Here is a 16,832-nt window from a genome sequence, read left to right as displayed (position 1 = left end):
ACCCTCGATAAAGGTCGAATGTCATGTCCGTGACAATCTTCGGGACGGGCAGCCGATAACTTGATTATTAACAGGCTGCAAATAGCTTGAGGGCATAACATCTGCCTTCTGCCGCAATCATAAGCAGCCTCCTGGACCATAACAAGCCGGGAAAATTCGGAGGAGACATGGTTGTGCGGATGGATAAAGAGCAGGTAGCGGGTTTACCCGGCACCTTCCCAGCCTGGATAGAACACCATGCCCAGGTGCGCGGCAACAAAGTTGCCATGCGCGAAAAAGACCTGGGAATCTGGCAGACCTGGACGTGGCAGGAGCTGGCCGAACAGGCCGAGCAACTGGCTGCGGGCCTGGCCGGGCTGGGTGTCAAAGACGGTCAGCACGTCGCGGTGATCGGTGAAAACCGCCCGCGCCTGTACCTGGCCATGATGGCGGCGCAAATGCTGGGCGCTGTGCCCGTGCCTTTGTATCAGGATGCGGTAGCCCAGGAAATGCTGCACGTATTGCTGGATGCCAGCATACGCGTGGCCGTGGTCGAGGACCAGGAGCAGGTCGACAAGCTGCTGGAAGTCTGGGATCAGTGCCCCGATCTGGATGCGCTGATCTATGACGACCCACGCGGTCTGCGCAATTATCAGCAAGAGCAGCTGCAATACATCGAGCAGGTCATGGAGCAGGGCCGCCTGCAATTGGCGCGGGATCCGGACTGTGTGCGACGTATCTGGAAGGCTATTACGCCTGACCATGCTGCCGCCATGTTCTACACCTCCGGCACCACCGGCAAGCCCAAGGGGGTGGTGCTGACTCACGGCGCTCTGGTGGATCGTGGCCTGGCCATTCAGGAACTGGAATCGCTGACCGATGCCGAGGAAGTGCTGGCTTATCTGCCTCCCGCCTGGATCGGGCAGAACATGTTTTCCTACACGCAGTTCCTGGTCACGGGCTTTACGGTGAATCACCCTGAGTCACCCGAAACCGTGTCCATCGACCTGCATGATATTGGCCCGACCTATTACTTTGCGCCTCCCCGCGTGCTGGAAGGCTTGCTCACGCAAGTGACTATCCGCATGGAAGATGCCGGTGCCCTGAAGCGCGCCTTGTACAAGCGTTTCATGTCTCTGGCGCACCGTGTGGGTGTGAAGATTCTGGACAAGCGTCCCGGCGTGGGGATGTGGGATCGCCTGTGCTATGGCCTGGGCAATATCCTGATCTACGGCCCCTTGCGTAATGCCTTGGGCATGAGCCGCGTGCGTGTGGCCTATACCGCTGGTGAAGCCATCGGCCCCGATCTGTTCGACTTTTATCGTTCCATTGGCATCAACCTGAAGCAGCTCTATGGCGCTACCGAAACCTCGGTATTCGTCTGCGTCCAGGAAGACGGCCATGTGCGTGCCGACACCGTAGGCCCACCTGTGAAAGGCGTGGAAATCCGCGTGGCCGATAACGGTGAAATTCAGGTGCGCAGCCCCGGCCTGTTCAAGGAGTACTACCGCAATCCCGAGTCCACGGCCGAGTCCTTTACCGAGGACGGTTGGTATCACACGGGTGATGCCGGTTATCTGGATACCGATGGTCAGCTAAAGATCATCGACCGTGCCAAGGACGTGGGCAAGCTGGCTGATGGCTCCTTGTTTGCACCCAAGTACATCGAGAACAAGCTCAAGTTTTTCCCCTTCATCAAGGAAGCCGTGGCTTTTGGCGATGGCCAGGAGGAAGTGTGTGCCTTTATCAATATTGATCTGGAAGCCGTGGGCAACTGGGCCGAGCGTCGCAACCTGCCCTATGCCGGTTACACCGATCTGGCCGGCAAACCCGAGGTCTATGCCCTGATTCGGGATTGTGTGGCTCAGGTCAATGCTGATCTGGCTAATGATCCCAAGCTGGCCGGATCGCGCATCAGTGCCTTCCTGATTCTGCATAAAGAGCTGGACCCCGATGACGATGAACTGACCCGTACCCGCAAAGTACGTCGCGGCTTTATCGCGCAAAAGTACAAGGTTCTGGTCGACGCCCTGTTCAATGGCCTGGACAGGCAGTTTGTGGAGACAGAAGTGAAGTTTGAGGATGGGCGCAGCGGTCGCATTTCGGCAGACCTGCACATTGAGCGCATGACAGACGCAGCAGCAAGGAGCGCATGATGAGTGAGGCGCAAATGCCGGGCCGTCGCATTGGCCCAGTGGTACTGGATTTGAAGAATATTTCGCTGTCCTTTGGTGGTGTGAAAGCGCTGACCGACATCTCGTTCAACATCCGTGAACACGAGATCCGCTCCATCATTGGCCCGAACGGCGCAGGCAAAAGCTCCATGCTGAACGTCATCAATGGCGTGTATGCACCACAACAAGGCGAGATTGTCTTGCGTGACCAGAGTTATGCCCGCATGAACTCGCGTCACACCGCCGAGCAGGGCATTGCCCGCACCTTTCAGAACCTGGCTCTGTTCAAGGGCATGAGTGTGCTGGACAACATCATGACCGGCCGCAATCTGCACATGAAAAGCGGGGTGTTTGCCCAGGCTTTCCGACTGGGCGGTGCCGAGCGTGAAGAGATTCGCAACCGTGAATATGTGGAAGGCATCATCGACTTTCTGGAAATCCAGGCCTACCGCAAAACGCCGGTAGGACGCTTGCCTTACGGCCTGCAAAAGCGGGTTGACCTGGGGCGGGCACTGGCGATGCAACCGAGCATTCTGCTACTGGATGAGCCCATGGCGGGCATGAACATCGAAGAAAAGCAGGATATGTGCCGTTTCATTCTGGATGTGAACGAAGAGTACGGCACCACGATTGTTTTGATTGAACACGATATGGGTGTGGTCATGGATATTTCGGACCGTGTGGTGGTCCTGGACTATGGCAAGAAAATTGGTGACGGAGTACCGGACGAAGTACGACAAAATCCGGATGTCATCCGCGCCTATCTTGGCGCTGGCCATTGAGGGGAACGGACATGGCATTTTTTCTTGAAACTTTGCTGGGCGGCCTGATGAGCGGGATGTTGTACGCCCTGGTCGCGCTGGGCTTTGTGCTGATCTTCAAAGCATCGGGTGTCTTTAACTTTGCACAGGGCGCCATGGTGCTGGTGGCCGCGCTGGCCATGGCCCGTCTGTCCCAGTGGATTCCGCAGTTGCTGGGCATGGAGCCGGGCATCCTGGGCAATGTGCTGGCTTTCATTGTCTCGGCCATCTTGATGTTTGTGCTGGCCGTCGTCATTGAGCGCTGGGTGCTGCGCTATCTGGTGAATCAGGAAGGCACAACCTTGCTGATGGCCACGATCGGTATCAGCTATCTGCTCGACGGTCTGGGTCAGATCGTGTTTGGCAGCTCCGTGTATTCCATTGATGTGGGCATGCCCAAAGACCCGGCTTTCATTCTGGAGTCCATGTTTGAAGGCGGTGTTCTGGTCAGTCTGGAAGACTTGAGCTCGGCCGTGGTGGCGGCCTTGCTGGTTGTGGCCCTGGCCATCTTCTTCCAATACACCAGCGTGGGCCGCGCCCTGCGTGCGGTGGCGGACGATCATCAGGCAGCGCAATCCATTGGTATCCCCTTGAACCGTATCTGGGTGGTGGTCTGGACCGTAGCCGGTTTGGTGGCTCTGGTTGCCGGCATTATCTGGGGCTCCAAATACGGGGTGCAGTTCACCTTGTCGACCGCAGCGCTGCGCGCCTTGCCGGTGGTGATTCTGGGTGGTCTGACCTCGGTGCCCGGCGCTATTGTGGGTGGCCTGATTATTGGTGTGGGCGAGAAGGTGTCCGAGGTGTACCTGGGCCCTTATGTAGGTGGCGGCATCGAGATCTGGTTTGCTTATGTGCTGGCCCTGGTGTTCTTGCTGTTCCGACCACAAGGTCTGTTCGGCGAGAAGATTATTGATCGCGTCTGAGGTGGAGTCGATATGATTTACCGCGAAAATGGTCAGTTCAAAAGCAGCTATCGGGCTGACCAGCAGATTTTTCCCATCCGCCAGGATCGCTATGTGGTGTTGGGCTTGTTGCTGGTGGCATTCCTGCTGGTGCCAGCCATGGCATCCAACTACTTCCTGCAAGCTATTCTGATCCCCTTTCTGATCCTGTCTTTGGCAGCGATTGGCCTGAACATTCTGGTGGGCTATTGCGGCCAGATTTCCATCGGTTCGGGTGCTTTCATGGCTGTGGGTGCGTATGCCGCCTGGAACTTTGGTGTCCGTATTCCGGAGCTGCCACTGGTCCTGCAGATCCTGCTGGGCGGCGTGTTCGCCACCTTGGTAGGCGTGGCTTTCGGTATTCCCAGCTTGCGTATCCGTGGCTTGTACCTGGCCGTCACAACCTTGGCCGCACAGTTCTTTGTGGATTGGGCTTTCCTGCGTATTGCTTTCTTCACGAACTACTCGCCTTCGGGCAACGTGTCGGTGCCTGCCTTGAGCGCCTTTGGCTTGCCGGTTCAAACCCCCATGCAGAAGTACCTGTTCGTGCTGATCTTCGTGGTGGTGTTTGCTCTGCTGGCCAAGAATTTGGTGCGTGGTGCGATTGGCCGCCAATGGATGGCTATTCGTGACATGGACGTGGCCGCAGAAGTGATTGGTATTCGTCCGGTCTACGCCAAGCTCACCGCCTTTGCCGTCAGCTCTTTCATCATCGGTGTGGCCGGTGCCTTGTGGGCCTTTGTGCACCTGGGTTCCTGGGAGCCGCTGGCCTTTGACCTGAACCGCTCCTTGCAGTTGCTGTTCATCGTCATCATCGGGGGTCTGGGCTCGATCGTAGGCAGCTTTTTCGGTGCCGCGTTCATGGTCTTGCTGCCCGTGTTCCTGACCAACGTGCCGCACTGGTTTGGTGTGTCCATTGGCGTGGATACAGCCTCGCATATTGAACACATGGTGTTCGGTGCCCTGATCGTATTTTTCTTGATTGTGGAGCCACACGGTTTGGCTCGACTCTGGAGTATTGGTAAGGAAAAGCTGCGCTTGTGGCCCTTCCCCCATTAACAGCAGGTAGGCAGTTCATTACAACAACAGCCCCGCCATCGGGACGGGGTACTTAGACAAATGGTACTTATCGGAGGACCAGGAGATGACAACACGACTGAAACGCGCTGTGCTCGGTTTGAGTGCTTGCGCTGCAATGCTGACCATGAGTACAGCCGCTGTAGCAGCCGAGGAACAGTACATTCCCTTGCTGACCTACCGCACCGGCTCCTTTGCCCCACTGGGTATTCCATGGGCGGACGGCAAGCTGGACTATCTGGCTTTGGTTAATGAACGTGACGGCGGTGTGAATGGCGTCAAGCTGGTATACGAAGAGTGTGAAACAGCGTACGCCACCGACCGTGGCGTGGAGTGCTACGAGCGCATGAAAGGCAAGAACGGGGGCGCTTCGGGTTTTGATACCCAGTCCACGGGCATTACCTTCGCGCTGACCGACAAGGCCTTTGTCGATGGCGTGACCATTGAAACCATGGGCTACGGCCTGTCGCACTCGGCTAACGGTGCGGTATTCGAGTGGAACTTCCCGCTGCTGGGTACCTACTGGACTGCGGCTGACGTCATGATCCAGGACATCGCCAAGCAAGTGGGCGAGGACAAGCTGAAGGACCAGCGCATTGCTCTGGTTTATCACGACTCGCCGTACGGCAAGGAGCCTATCGCCCTGTTGCAGGCACGCGCCAAGGAACAAGGCTTCAAGCTGGATCTGTACCCTGTGACCGCCCCTGGCGTGGAACAGAAATCCACCTGGCTGCAAGTGCGCAAGAACCGTCCTGACTTCGTCCTGCTGTGGAGCGCCGGGATCATGACGCCTACCGCCATCCGTGAAGCTCAGGCTGTGGGTTACCCACGCGACAAGATCTACGGCATCTGGTGGGCAGCTTCCGAGAGCGATGTGGTCGATCTGGGCCAGACCGCCAAGGGCTACAAGGGCATCACCATTCACAACAGTGCTGGGGACGGTCCGGTGCATGACGCTGTGCGCGAGATGCACGCCAAAGGCAAAGGCGCTGAAAACGGTGACAAGTACGTCGGCACGCTGGCTCACACCCGCGGCATGATGATTTCCATGATGCAGGTTGAGGCTATCCGCACCGCACAAGAGAAGTTCGGCAAAGGTCAGCACATGACCCCCGAGCAAGTGCGTTGGGGCTTCGAGAACCTGAATCTGGACGAAGCACGCCTGAAAGAACTGGGCTTTGAAGGCATCATGCGTCCCGTCAAAACCTCGTGCAACAACCACATGGGTGATGACTGGGCCCGTATTGTGCAGTGGGACGGCAGTAAGTTTGACGTCGTGTCCGACTGGTATCAGTCCGACAAGAAGTTTGTCGATCCTTTAGTCAAGGAAATGTCGGCTAAATACGCCGCCGAGAAGAAAATTACGCCTCGCACCTGCGAAGGCTAAACCCAGGCGCCCAGGGTTCGCCCTGGGCACTGCATTGCGTGGGGAAGATTATGAGTGAGACCGTAGGCCAAGTGGATGAGACGCCCATCTTGTTGGACGTCAATGGCATCGAAGTGATTTACAACCACGTCATTCTGGTGCTCAAGGGCGTGTCCTTGCGTGTGCCAGAAGGGCGGATTGTTGCCTTGCTGGGCGCCAACGGTGCCGGTAAAACCACGACCTTGCGGGCCGTATCGAACTTGCTGCGCGCCGAGCGTGGCGATGTGACCAAAGGCCAGATCCATCTGCGTGGCGAACGTATTGATCAGCTGACTCCGGCGGATCTGGTCAAGCGCGGCGTGGTGCAGGTGATGGAAGGGCGCCACTGTTTTGCGCACTTGAGCATTGAAGAGAATCTGCTGACCGGGGCTTATACCCGTACCTTGTCACGCGGCGATTTAAGCGCCGAGCTGGACAAGGTGTACCAGTATTTTCCGCGTCTGAAGCAGCGCCGTACCAGTCAGGCCGGCTATACCTCGGGCGGGGAGCAGCAAATGTGTGCCATTGGCCGTGCCTTGATGGCCGACCCGGGCATGATCTTGCTGGATGAACCCTCCATGGGCCTGGCACCACAGGTGGTGGAAGAAATTTTCGAGATCGTGCGTGACCTGAATCAGCGCGAGCGCGTCAGCTTCTTGCTGGCCGAGCAAAACACCAACGTGGCCCTGAAGTATGCCGACTACGGCTACATCCTGGAAAACGGCCGCGTCATGATGGATGGACCCTCCCAGGCCTTGGCCGAGAACGAAGACGTCAAGGAGTTCTATCTGGGTGTGTCCGGGGGCGAGCGCAAGAGCTTTCGCGACAATAAATTTTATCGACGACGCAAGCGCTGGCTGGCGTAACTCCCAAGGATTTCCAATGTATCAGCAGGGCCTGGCCTGTATTGAAAGCAGCAGGATCAGCACAGGAGCAGGCCACCGATCGGGATGCACACAAGGTGCCGCCCTGACCCCTTTTGACGTTTTTAGTTTTGGGCAGCTTCTGGCTACACGGGGTGTGGTAGCAGAGCTTGGTATCGACATCCGTCTGTCTGCGGACAGAACGTCGGCTGGGCGCGGGAGTGTTTGAATGCCAATTCATCCCACTGGAGGAGAGATGAGCGAATATTACGACGAGCGCGAAACCCTGGAGCCGGACGAGCGCGAAGCCGATTTACTGTCCCGTTTGCCGCAGGTCTTGCAAGCGGCCGCGCAAGGGGCCCCTGCGATTGCCAAGCAACTGGGTTCGGTTGATCTGGCCGCCGTGCGCAGCCGCGAGGATCTGCTGGCCATTCCGGTGTTTCGTAAAAGCGAGCTGCTGAAAGCTCAGCTGGAAGCACGTGAGCAGGCTCGCTCGGGCGGGCCATCGGCTGATTACGCGCAGTCCGTATTCGGGGGCTTTTCCTCCATTGCCTGGGGTGCGGCCCGCAAGGTGTTTGCCTCGCCCGGTCCCATGTACGAGCCAGAAAGCCGTCGCCCGGATTATTGGGGCTTTGCGCGCGCACTGTACGCGGCTGGTTTCCGCCGCGAGGAACTGATTTTCAACTGCTTTTCTTACCATTTCACTCCGGCTGGCTCCATGATGGAAACCGCCGCACATGCCCTGGACTGCACGGTATTTCCAGGCGGCGTGGGTCAAACCGAACAGCAAGTGCAGGCCATGGCCGATTTGCGTCCACATGGTTATACCGGCACCCCCAGTTTCCTGAAGATCATCATGGAAAAAGCCCAGTCCATGCAGATTGCTCTGCCAGGGCTGAGCAAGGCCTTGTTCTCCGGCGAAGCCTATCCGCCTTCCTTGCAAAAGTGGTTCAGTGAGCACGGCGTGGCAGGCTATCAGGCCTATGGCAGTGCCGATCTGGGCATGATTGCCTACGAAACCCAGGCCCGCGAAGGCTTGGTGCTCAATGAAAACCTGATTCTGGAAATTGTGCGTCCTGGTACAGGCCAGCCGGTTGCACCGGGCGAAGTGGGCGAGGTGGTCGTGACCTCCTTTAACCCCGACTATCCGCTGGTGCGGTTTGGCACAGGCGACTTGTCTGCTGTCATGCCCGGCCAGTCTCCTTGTGGTCGTACCAACCAGCGTATTCGCGGCTGGATGGGGCGTGCTGACCAGACGACCAAGGTGCGCGGCATGTTTGTGCATCCGGGGCAGGTGGAGCAGATTCGTCTGCGTCACAAGGAACTGGGCCAGGCGCGCTTGGTGGTGCGTGGTGCCAGCGGCCAGGATCAGATGGTGTTCCAAGTTGAAGTCTCCGCCAAGCCTGAGGGCTTGGAAAGCGCTTTGGCCGACTCGATTCGTGAAATTACCAAATTGCGTGCTCAGGTGGAGTTCATGGAGCCAGGAGCCTTGCCTCGGGATGGTAAAGTCATCGAGGACCAACGCAGCTACGATTAATTAGCCATGTAGATATGCACACAAGTAGCAGTCGGGCTGCGGTACTATGCTGGAAAATAGTCAATACCTATATCTTTGAGGAGAGCCCGATGCGCTTTGTGCCAGTTTCTGCTGTAGTCCTGGCCTTGATGGCCAGCATGCCTGCTGCCCAGGCCGACACCCTGGACAACGTCAAACAGCGCGGTCACGTGCTGTGTGGTGTGACCACCGGATTTGCCGGTTTTTCTGCCCCTGATGACAAGGGCACGTGGACGGGGCTGGATATCGACGTGTGTCGCTCGGTAGCCGCCGCCACCCTGGGCGACGCCAGCAAATTCAAGGCTGTGCCCTTGAACTCGCAGCAGCGCTTTACGGCTCTGCAGTCCGGTGAGATTGATCTGTTGGCTCGTAACACCACCGTGACCCAGCAGCGTGACACCGCTGTCGGTGCGATCCACGCCGGTATCAACTTCTACGACGGTCAGGGCTTTTTGGTGTCCAAGAAACTGGGCGTATCCAGCGCCAAGGAATTGAACGGTGCCACGGTTTGTATGCAGACTGGCACGTCTAACGAAAACACCATGGCTGACTGGGCGCGTGCCAACAAGGTTGAATACAAGCCTGTAGTGATCGAGCAGTTCAACGAAGTGGTTAACGCTTTCGTGGCTGGCCGCTGTGATGTGTTCTCTACCGACGCTTCCGGTCTGGCGTCTATCCGTATCTCCAAAATGGAGAACCCCGATGATTACCTGGTACTGCCTGAAATCATTTCCAAAGAGCCACTGGGCCCATTCGTCCGTCAGGGTGATGATGCCTGGCTGAATATCGTGAAATGGTCCATTCAGGCCAGCTTCAACGCCGAGGAACTGGGTGTAACCGCTGCCAACGTGGACGAGAAGCTCAAGAGCAACAACCCCAACATCCAGCGTTTGCTGGGCGTGACTCCCGGTGCTGGTAAAAACCTGGGCCTGGACGAGAAATGGGCTTACAACATCATCAAGCAAGTTGGTAACTACGGTGAGTCCTTCGAGCGCAATGTGGGTAAAGGTAGCCCGTTGCAAATCGAACGTGGCCTGAACGCCTTGTGGATCGACGGTGGCCTGATCTACGGTCTGCCTATTCGTTAATTCTTTCGGGATTTGCGATATGCAAAAAGCAGCTCTCTTTGAGAGCTGCTTTTTTATTGACTGTTTGATCTGGGGGAGATGACGTTGATGAGCTTTGTGCTTTTTGCCCCCTGGCGATATGGGCTGCCCTGTACCCTTGGTGCATGTATCGCCGTGTATTGGAACACGGCGATAGATAGGCTGCTTAACTGCAACGCACGGTTCTCGGTTTATCCCCATATGGTTAGCCGTATGGGGCAAACAGAGAGACTTAGCTCTTGCGCCGCAATACCAGCGAAATCTTGGCAAAGGCCACTTGCAGATCCTGTGTGGCACCCTGAAAAATCACAGGGCGGCCACGCCGGGTAAAGCAGATCAGGCGCTTGGAGTTGAACAACGGCACAAACTTGGCAAAGTGAATGTCTTGCCAGTGCACTTCCCGCTTCATGATCCAGTTCTGGCGTATGCCATTCTGGTCAATCGTGGTGACGCCGTGCCACATGTGCCAGGCAATCAGAATCAGGCCGGTAAACAGCAGGACCAGGCAGCCCGCCAGGACGGGACTGATGGCGGCCCCTTGTGGGGAGCTGGCCACCAGCGCGAAACGCACGCCGATCAGGGCCAGCACAATCCAGGCGCTGGCTGCTACCCATTTGGGCCAGGAACGGCCTTGAATGGGAAGCGAGCCCAGATCCTTCAACATGGCATCAATTTCCTCTTTCGAGGGGGCTTGGCTCATCAGCACGCGGCGGCCCCTTGCTTGCGGGCAGCCAGAGCGTTACCGGCGTTGCTGGCCGATTTGCGCTTCAAATGAGCCGAAATCCATTGCCCTGTGTCTACCACGGCGTTCAGATCAATGCCGGTTTCAATATCCAGGCCTTGCATCAGGAACAGCACGTCTTCGGTCGCGACGTTGCCGGTTGCCCCCTTGGCGTAGGGGCAGCCGCCCAGACCGGCTACGGAGCTGTGAAAGATATGGATGCCAGCTTGCATGGAGGCAACGATATTGGCGATGGCCTGGCCGTAGGTATCGTGGAAGTGGCCGGACACATGAGCCGGGTCAATGTGCTCGGTTACCATGCGCATGACGTCATACACCTGGCGGGCCGTGCCTACGCCGATGGTGTCGGCCACATCGATCTCGTCACAGCCCAGTTCGATCAGGCGTTTGCCCACTTTCAGCACATTGGAGGGAGCCACAGCGCCTTCATAGGGACAGCCGAAAGAACAGCTGATGGAGCCGCGCAGACGCAAACCGGCTTCTTTGGCAGCCTGGGCAACCGGGGCAAAGCGCTCCAGCGATTCTTCGATGCTGCAATTGATATTGCGCTGGGAAAATGCCTCACTGGCGGCGGCAAAGATCACCACTTCGTCAGCCTTGGCGGCCAGGGCACCTTCAAAACCACGCATATTGGGGGTCAGAACCGAATAAATCGTACCGGGACGTCGGTCGATAGCAGCCATTACATCTGCGCCGTCCGCCATTTGCGGCACCCATTTGGGCGAGACAAAGGACGCGGCTTCCACGTTCACAAAACCGGCGTGGGACAAGCGGTTGACCAGTTCGACCTTGATGTCGGTGGGGATGAATTCTTTTTCGTTCTGCAGGCCGTCCCGAGGGCCGACCTCCACAATCTTGACGCGTGATGGGTATGACATGAAGTTTCCTGAAGGGGTAGATGGCTGGGGCTGGAAGGCCCTTACGTAATCGTCATGATACCTCTTGAAGGCCAGGGCTGGCGTCCTAGGAACTGCCCTATGGTCTTTAAGGTTTCAAGCGTTGAAAGCGTCCGTCTGCCAGGGGCTCGATGCAGCCTGCCAGCTCCAGTTCAGCCAGAACGGCGGGCAGTTCGGTCGCCAGCAGGCCTGTGCGCCGCATCAGCTGTTCGGGGCTGAGGGGCGCAAAGTCAATGCGCTCAAGAATAGGGCGTAATTCCTCGGGCAAGGCTTCATAAGGATTGGGTTTTGAACCAGTTTGTGGAGCCGTATCCAGATTGAAGTCGCCTTGCACATTGCCCAGTTCATCCAGAATGTCCTGGGCGCTTTCCACCAGTTTGGCACCTTGGCGTATCAAGGCATGGCAGCCGCGAGCCAAAGGGGAGTGAATGGAGCCGGGAATGGCAAAAACTTCTCGGCCTAATTCTCCGGCCAGACGGGCCGTGATCAGGGAGCCACTTTGTTTGGCCGCTTCAACCACCAGTACGCCTTTGGCCAAGGCAGCCACAATGCGATTACGGCGTGGGAAGTGATGGGGCATGGCCCGGGTGCCCAAAGGAAACTCGCTCAGCAAGAGACCGTCAGCGCTGATCTGATGAGCCAGATCGCGGTGTGCTGCCGGGTAGACCAGGTCCAGCCCCGTCCCCATAACGGCAATAGTGCCTGCGGCAGAAGGGCCGACTTTTAACGCCCCTTTGTGTGCCGCCTGGTCGATGCCGCTGGCCAGGCCGCTGATAATGCACCAACCCCTGGCTGCCAGAGTAGCTGCAAAATCTGTCGCGATTTCCTGGCCGGATTGGGTGGCATTGCGGGCGCCCACAATAGCCAGTCCTTTGCGTTGCAAGGCTCCCAGATCGCCGTTGGCATACAACAGCAAAGGTGGGTCGTGCAGGTCCAGCAAGGAGGCGGGATAGGTGGGGTCAGCCAGCGTCACGATATGGTGATTGGCTTGCTTGAGCCATGCCACCGCTTGATCAATCTGCGCCTGCAGCTCGTCCAGTGGTTCCTGGCTTAATTGCACAGCCAGTTCGGCCGGAATATGACGTGACAGGGTTTGAACCGAGCTTTGATAGATTTGCGGTGGCAGTCCACAGGCAGCCAGCAATTGCCGGGCCTGGGCGGGCGCAAGCTCTGGCTCCAGCGACAGGCGCAACCAGGCACGCAATTCTTCCGAGATTTCATCCGAGCTAAAATGATCAGGCATAAGGTAGTGTGGCACGAAACCGATCTTTGTTCTGTGTGGCCCGGACGTTTGTATCCAGTGTGACAGCCGCTTTGTGGGCTAGGGCTTCATATGCTGCCGGGGCAATCGGGTGCCGCCCTGAAACTTGTTTTATTATATCGACTTATCGCTTTTTCTTCGGACATGACAATGGCTTTGCTTCCTATCCTTAAATTTCCTGACCCACGTCTGCACACGGTTGCCAAACCCGTGCAGGAGGTCGACGACCGTATTCGCAAACTGGTCAAGGATATGGCCGAGACCATGTATGACGCGCCCGGCGTAGGGCTGGCCGCGACGCAGGTTGACGTGCACGAGCGCGTGGTGGTCATTGACGTATCGGAAAGCGGCAATGAATTGCTGGTGCTGATCAACCCTGAGATCACCTGGAAAAGCGAAGAGCTGAAGGTCTACGAAGAAGGCTGCCTGTCTGTACCTGATACCTACGACAAGGTTGAGCGCGCCGCCAATATTCGCTTCAAGGCCCAGAATGAAAAAGGCGAGTGGTACGAGAAAGAAGCCGATGGCCTGCTGGCCGTGTGTGTTCAGCATGAACTGGACCACCTGGATGGCAAGGTATTTGTGGAGTACCTGTCCGTGCTCAAGCGTGAGCGTATCCGCAGCCGTCTGCGCAAGCAGCAGCGTGAAGCACTGAAGGCAGGGCAATAGTCGCCATGCGTATTGTTTTTGCCGGTACCCCGGATTTTGCCCGTATCGCCCTGGAAGCCCTGTTAGCGCAGGGCTTTGATGTTCCTTTGGTCATGACGCAGCCAGACCGTCCAGCTGGCCGTGGCATGAAGCTCAGTCCCAGCCCGGTCAAGCAAGCCGCTGTGAACGCTAATATCCCGGTGCTGCAGCCGCACAGCTTGCGTCTGGATGGCAAGTATCCCGAGGAAGCAGCCCAGGCCCGCCAGACCTTGCTGGATTTACAGCCGGATCTGATGGTGGTGGCAGCCTACGGTCTGATTTTGCCCAAGTGGACTTTGGAGCTGCCGCGCTATGGTTGCTTCAATATTCATGCCAGCCTCCTGCCTCGTTGGCGCGGTGCGGCACCGATCCAGCGTGCGATTCAGGCGGGTGATGCGGCCACGGGCATTACCATCATGCAGATGGATGAAGGCCTGGATACCGGCGATATGCTGGTGCGCAGCGAGCTGGCGATTCGTGATGATCACAGTGCCGCAACCCTGCATGACGATTTGGCGCAGCTAGGTGCACAGGCCTTGCTGGAAGCCTTGCAGCAAGTGCGTGATGGCACCTTGCAGGCGACTCCCCAGCCAGAAGAAGGCGTGACCTACGCCGAGAAACTGTCCAAGGCTGAATCGGTGCTGGATTTAGGCCAACCGGCCAAGGAGCTGGAGCGCCGTATTCGCGCGTTTGACCCAGTGCCTGGCTCCACCCTGTCCCTGCCCGGTTTGGGGCAGCCCGTGAAGGTTTGGCGCGCTCAGGCGCTAGAACAGAAGCATTCAGCAGAACCTGGTCAGGTTCTGAACGTCAGTGCCCAAGGCATTGACGTGGCTTGCGGTGAAGGTGTGTTGCGTTTGCTGGAGCTGCAAAAAGCCGGTTCCAAGCGTCAGCCCGTCGCCGTCTTTGTGCAGGGCTGGCAGTCTCGCTAAGCCTTGCCGCCTGGACTCAGGCGCCAGACCTGTTCTGGCGCCGCCACTCCAGAGTCCCAATCACAATGCCGCTGGTACACACCACGGCAATCCCGATCCAGGTAAAGACATCCGGGAACTGACCCCAGATCAGCCATCCCAGCGCGGCTGCGGCCACAATTTGCAGATACACAAACGGGGCCAGCAAAGACGCCGAGGCGCGTTGATAGGCCTGGATTTGCAGCAGGTGGCCCAGACAGCCCCACAGTCCGGTCGAAATCAGAATCAACCATTGGAAAAAGCTCAGCTCTTTTAAGGCAGGCAGGGCGGCGGGCAGTAAAAAGGGTAAGGCAATGGTCAGGCAGATGCTGCCGACTGCACCGCTCCAGATCAGGGTGGTCAGCGAATTGTCCACGGCCACGCGACGTGTTGCGATAAATTGCGTGGCGAACAGACAGGCGGTCATCAAGCCAAACATCACCCCTATTGGGTGCAGGCCAGCGGTAGGCCGGATGATGATCAGCACGCCCAGAAAGCCGACTCCGGCAGCTACCCAGCGACTGATGCGCGGTGGCTCTTTCAGAATCCAGGGGGCAACAGACAGCACCAGCAAAGGGGCCAGAAAGTTGATGGAGGTGGCTTCGGCTTGAGGCAGATAGCTCAAGGCGTTGAAAAACGAGAAGGTGGACAGCATCATCACTGTGCCACGCAAAATTTGTGCTTTGGGGCGGGAGCTGCGCAGGATCTTGCGGCCCTTGACCGGCAAGACCAGCGCCAGCACTAATCCCAGATGGATGACGTAGCGAAACCAGCACATCACCAGCAGGGGCACGCCAAAGCCCATGATCCATTTGCCGCTGGCATCCAGACCCGACAGGGCCCAGGAAGACAGAATCAGAATGAGCACCCCCGCCAAGGGAAAGACCGTGGGTGTCAGGGTCTGGGGCAAGGAGGAGGACTGGGGTGTGCTCATGACAGGCTCCTGACGAAAAGCACAAGGACGGCCGGATGGCCGTCCTGGAAGGAACGTAAATCTTAATGGATTAGCGTTTGCGCAGGGGTAATACCCGTTCGATTGCTGAACCTACTGCCAGCAGATGTTCGTCGTGGTAGGCAGGGGCTGCCACCATCAGGCCCACAGGGGCTTCATCAGCGGCATGACAAGGCAGCGACAGGGCGCAGCCGTCCAGGAAGTTGATCAGGGTGGGGTTGCGCAGGACCAGGCCGTTAGTGGCGAAGTAGACGTCGTCCGACTCTTTCAGATCGGCAATGCGGGGAGCGACAACGGGCACGGTAGGCATCAGGACGGCGTCGTAGCGCTCCAGACGGCTTTCCACCGCGCTGATCCAGGCCTGGCGGGTGTCTTGCAGTTCGATGTAGTCGGCGCAATCGATGTCCTTGCCGCGCAGGATGCGGGAGGCCACGCGTGGGTCATATTGCTCGCCCTTGCTTTGCAGGGTGTCGCGGTGCACGGACCAGGCTTCGGCGCAGACAAAGCCGCCTTTGCGGTTGATTTGCGGCAGTTGGTCAAACTCGGGCAAGTTGATTTCCTCAACCACAGCACCTTGCTCACGCAGCAGGGCGATGGCGCGGTCAAAAGCAGCACGCACGGTTTCATCAATGCCGTCAAACACAAAGGTCTTGGGCACGGCCAGACGCAAGGTGTCCAGGGCAGGCGTTGCCACGGGCACGTAAGGCTGGTCGGTCAGGATGGAGTCCACAATGGCGCAACACTCTACCGAGGCAGCCAGAGGGCCATTGGAGTCCAGGCTGCGCGACAAAGGCATGGTGCCTTCGCTGGGAACGCGCTCGGCGGTGGGTTTGAAACCGGTCAGGCCGTTAAAGGCCGAAGGAATACGGATGGAGCCGCCCGTGTCGGTACCAATGGAGAAAACCGACATGCCTTGAGCGACGGCCACGCCGGCGCCGGAGGACGAACCACCCGGGATGCGGGCATTGTCACGGTCCCAGACGGAACGAGGCGTACCGTAGTGGGGGTTGATGCCCAGACCGGAGAAGGCAAACTCGGTCATATTGGTGGAGCCGATCAGAATGGCACCGGCGCGCAGCAGGCGCTCCACAATGGTGGCGTTCTGTTCGGCCGGTTCGGCGTCTTTCAGTACAGCCGACCCACCCAGAGTGATGTAGCCTGCGATGTCATGCAGGTTCTTGACCGACATGGGCAGACCTTCAACCAGCGAGCGGCTCAAACCGGCAGCGCGCAAAATGTCGGAGGCTTTGGCGGCGGCCAGAGCCTGTTCAGCAAACACTTCGATGAACGTGGCAGCGCCGTCACGGCTTTCGTCCTGGATACGGTCCAGGGCTTGCTGGGTCAGTTCGACCGAGGTGGTTTCGCCACGATCAAGAGCACGTTGCAGTTCGGTAATAGTCGCTAGCATGGGTCACTCGCAAAATAAATGGGTGGGGCGGGCTGGGCC

15 protein-coding genes are annotated in these 16,832 nt (G+C 58.0%); 10 read left to right on the top strand and 5 right to left on the bottom strand.

Going from position 1 to position 16,832, the window contains the following annotated elements:
* The first annotated feature begins 167 nt into the window (after positions 1-167).
* The 8 genes from M2Q46_RS16685 (at position 168) to M2Q46_RS16650 (ending at position 9,882) form a co-directional block, all read left to right on the top strand.
* Positions 168-2,135 (top strand): long-chain fatty acid--CoA ligase, encoded by a 1,968-nt coding sequence (locus tag M2Q46_RS16685; protein ID WP_052159208.1) that lies wholly within the window; start codon positions 168-170, stop codon positions 2,133-2,135.
* Between the two features lie 14 nt (positions 2,136-2,149).
* The gene (locus M2Q46_RS16680) at positions 2,150-2,935 is read left to right on the top strand and encodes an ABC transporter ATP-binding protein (RefSeq protein WP_009460135.1); all 786 of its coding nucleotides are present in this window, start codon (positions 2,150-2,152) and stop codon (positions 2,933-2,935) included.
* A gap of 11 nt (positions 2,936-2,946) precedes the next feature.
* Positions 2,947-3,876, top strand: a complete 930-nt coding sequence (locus M2Q46_RS16675) for a branched-chain amino acid ABC transporter permease (protein WP_009460134.1) — start codon at positions 2,947-2,949, stop codon at positions 3,874-3,876.
* A 12-nt stretch (positions 3,877-3,888) separates the two neighbouring features.
* Positions 3,889-4,953, top strand: a complete 1,065-nt coding sequence (locus M2Q46_RS16670) for a branched-chain amino acid ABC transporter permease (RefSeq protein ID WP_009460133.1) — start codon at positions 3,889-3,891, stop codon at positions 4,951-4,953.
* 85 nt (positions 4,954-5,038) lie between these two features.
* Positions 5,039-6,358, top strand: coding sequence for an ABC transporter substrate-binding protein (locus tag M2Q46_RS16665; protein WP_031232792.1), 1,320 nt, complete (start codon positions 5,039-5,041; stop codon positions 6,356-6,358).
* A 50-nt stretch (positions 6,359-6,408) separates the two neighbouring features.
* Complete coding sequence (locus M2Q46_RS16660; RefSeq protein ID WP_035268554.1) at positions 6,409-7,242, top strand: ABC transporter ATP-binding protein; 834 nt, start codon at positions 6,409-6,411, stop codon at positions 7,240-7,242.
* A 253-nt stretch (positions 7,243-7,495) separates the two neighbouring features.
* Positions 7,496-8,776 (top strand): phenylacetate--CoA ligase family protein, encoded by a 1,281-nt coding sequence (locus M2Q46_RS16655; RefSeq protein ID WP_226349477.1) that lies wholly within the window; start codon positions 7,496-7,498, stop codon positions 8,774-8,776.
* 89 nt (positions 8,777-8,865) lie between these two features.
* Positions 8,866-9,882, top strand: a complete 1,017-nt coding sequence (locus M2Q46_RS16650; RefSeq protein ID WP_021447094.1) for an amino acid ABC transporter substrate-binding protein — start codon at positions 8,866-8,868, stop codon at positions 9,880-9,882.
* Positions 9,883-10,132: 250 nt separating this feature from the next.
* On the opposite strand, the gene M2Q46_RS16645 is transcribed toward M2Q46_RS16650, so the two are convergent.
* From M2Q46_RS16645 to dprA, 3 genes are all read right to left on the bottom strand, one after another.
* Complete coding sequence (locus M2Q46_RS16645) at positions 10,133-10,600, bottom strand: hypothetical protein (protein WP_203145203.1); 468 nt, start codon at positions 10,598-10,600, stop codon at positions 10,133-10,135.
* Positions 10,600-11,520, bottom strand: a complete 921-nt coding sequence (locus tag M2Q46_RS16640) for a hydroxymethylglutaryl-CoA lyase (RefSeq protein WP_009460129.1) — start codon at positions 11,518-11,520, stop codon at positions 10,600-10,602. The genes M2Q46_RS16645 and M2Q46_RS16640 overlap by 1 nt, the downstream gene beginning before the upstream one ends.
* Positions 11,521-11,626: 106 nt before the next feature.
* Positions 11,627-12,781 (bottom strand): DNA-processing protein DprA, encoded by a 1,155-nt coding sequence (gene dprA, locus M2Q46_RS16635; protein WP_257112844.1) that lies wholly within the window; start codon positions 12,779-12,781, stop codon positions 11,627-11,629.
* Between the two features lie 168 nt (positions 12,782-12,949).
* On the opposite strand from dprA, the gene def reads away from it, so the two are divergent.
* Positions 12,950-13,468 (top strand): peptide deformylase, encoded by a 519-nt coding sequence (def, locus tag M2Q46_RS16630; protein WP_009460127.1) that lies wholly within the window; start codon positions 12,950-12,952, stop codon positions 13,466-13,468.
* Positions 13,469-13,473: 5 nt separating this feature from the next.
* The gene (gene fmt, locus M2Q46_RS16625; protein WP_203145201.1) at positions 13,474-14,415 is read left to right on the top strand and encodes a methionyl-tRNA formyltransferase; all 942 of its coding nucleotides are present in this window, start codon (positions 13,474-13,476) and stop codon (positions 14,413-14,415) included.
* Between the two features lie 16 nt (positions 14,416-14,431).
* On the opposite strand, the gene M2Q46_RS16620 is transcribed toward fmt, so the two are convergent.
* Positions 14,432-15,367 carry a DMT family transporter gene (locus M2Q46_RS16620; RefSeq protein ID WP_137431037.1) on the bottom strand — a complete coding sequence of 312 codons (936 nt, stop codon included), beginning with the start codon at positions 15,365-15,367 and terminating at the stop codon, positions 14,432-14,434.
* A 70-nt stretch (positions 15,368-15,437) separates the two neighbouring features.
* Positions 15,438-16,793: an amidase gene (locus tag M2Q46_RS16615; protein ID WP_042484585.1), complete on the bottom strand. Its 1,356-nt coding sequence runs from the start codon at positions 16,791-16,793 to the stop codon at positions 15,438-15,440.
* Between the last annotated feature and the right edge of the window lie 39 nt (positions 16,794-16,832).

The sequence above is a fragment of the Alcaligenes sp. YSL9 genome, from assembly GCF_030515105.1.
Classification (GTDB): domain Bacteria; phylum Pseudomonadota; class Gammaproteobacteria; order Burkholderiales; family Burkholderiaceae_B; genus Alcaligenes; species Alcaligenes phenolicus.
This window is presented reverse-complemented; position numbering and strand designations above follow the sequence as displayed.

Bases quoted from the DNA above. Each gene is read 5' to 3' on its own strand.
- M2Q46_RS16685 (WP_052159208.1), top strand. From the start codon at position 168: ATGGTTGTGCGGATGGATAAAGAGCAGGTAGCGGGTTTACCCGGCACC.
- M2Q46_RS16680 (WP_009460135.1), top strand. From the start codon at position 2,150: ATGCCGGGCCGTCGCATTGGCCCAGTGGTACTGGATTTGAAGAATATT.
- M2Q46_RS16675 (WP_009460134.1), top strand. From the start codon at position 2,947: ATGGCATTTTTTCTTGAAACTTTGCTGGGCGGCCTGATGAGCGGGATG.
- M2Q46_RS16670 (WP_009460133.1), top strand. From the start codon at position 3,889: ATGATTTACCGCGAAAATGGTCAGTTCAAAAGCAGCTATCGGGCTGAC.
- M2Q46_RS16665 (WP_031232792.1), top strand. From the start codon at position 5,039: ATGACAACACGACTGAAACGCGCTGTGCTCGGTTTGAGTGCTTGCGCT.
- M2Q46_RS16660 (WP_035268554.1), top strand. From the start codon at position 6,409: ATGAGTGAGACCGTAGGCCAAGTGGATGAGACGCCCATCTTGTTGGAC.
- M2Q46_RS16655 (WP_226349477.1), top strand. From the start codon at position 7,496: ATGAGCGAATATTACGACGAGCGCGAAACCCTGGAGCCGGACGAGCGC.
- M2Q46_RS16650 (WP_021447094.1), top strand. From the start codon at position 8,866: ATGCGCTTTGTGCCAGTTTCTGCTGTAGTCCTGGCCTTGATGGCCAGC.
- M2Q46_RS16645 (WP_203145203.1), bottom strand. From the start codon at position 10,600: ATGAGCCAAGCCCCCTCGAAAGAGGAAATTGATGCCATGTTGAAGGAT.
- M2Q46_RS16640 (WP_009460129.1), bottom strand. From the start codon at position 11,520: ATGTCATACCCATCACGCGTCAAGATTGTGGAGGTCGGCCCTCGGGAC.
- dprA (WP_257112844.1), bottom strand. From the start codon at position 12,781: ATGCCTGATCATTTTAGCTCGGATGAAATCTCGGAAGAATTGCGTGCC.
- def (WP_009460127.1), top strand. From the start codon at position 12,950: ATGGCTTTGCTTCCTATCCTTAAATTTCCTGACCCACGTCTGCACACG.
- fmt (WP_203145201.1), top strand. From the start codon at position 13,474: ATGCGTATTGTTTTTGCCGGTACCCCGGATTTTGCCCGTATCGCCCTG.
- M2Q46_RS16620 (WP_137431037.1), bottom strand. From the start codon at position 15,367: ATGAGCACACCCCAGTCCTCCTCCTTGCCCCAGACCCTGACACCCACG.
- M2Q46_RS16615 (WP_042484585.1), bottom strand. From the start codon at position 16,793: ATGCTAGCGACTATTACCGAACTGCAACGTGCTCTTGATCGTGGCGAA.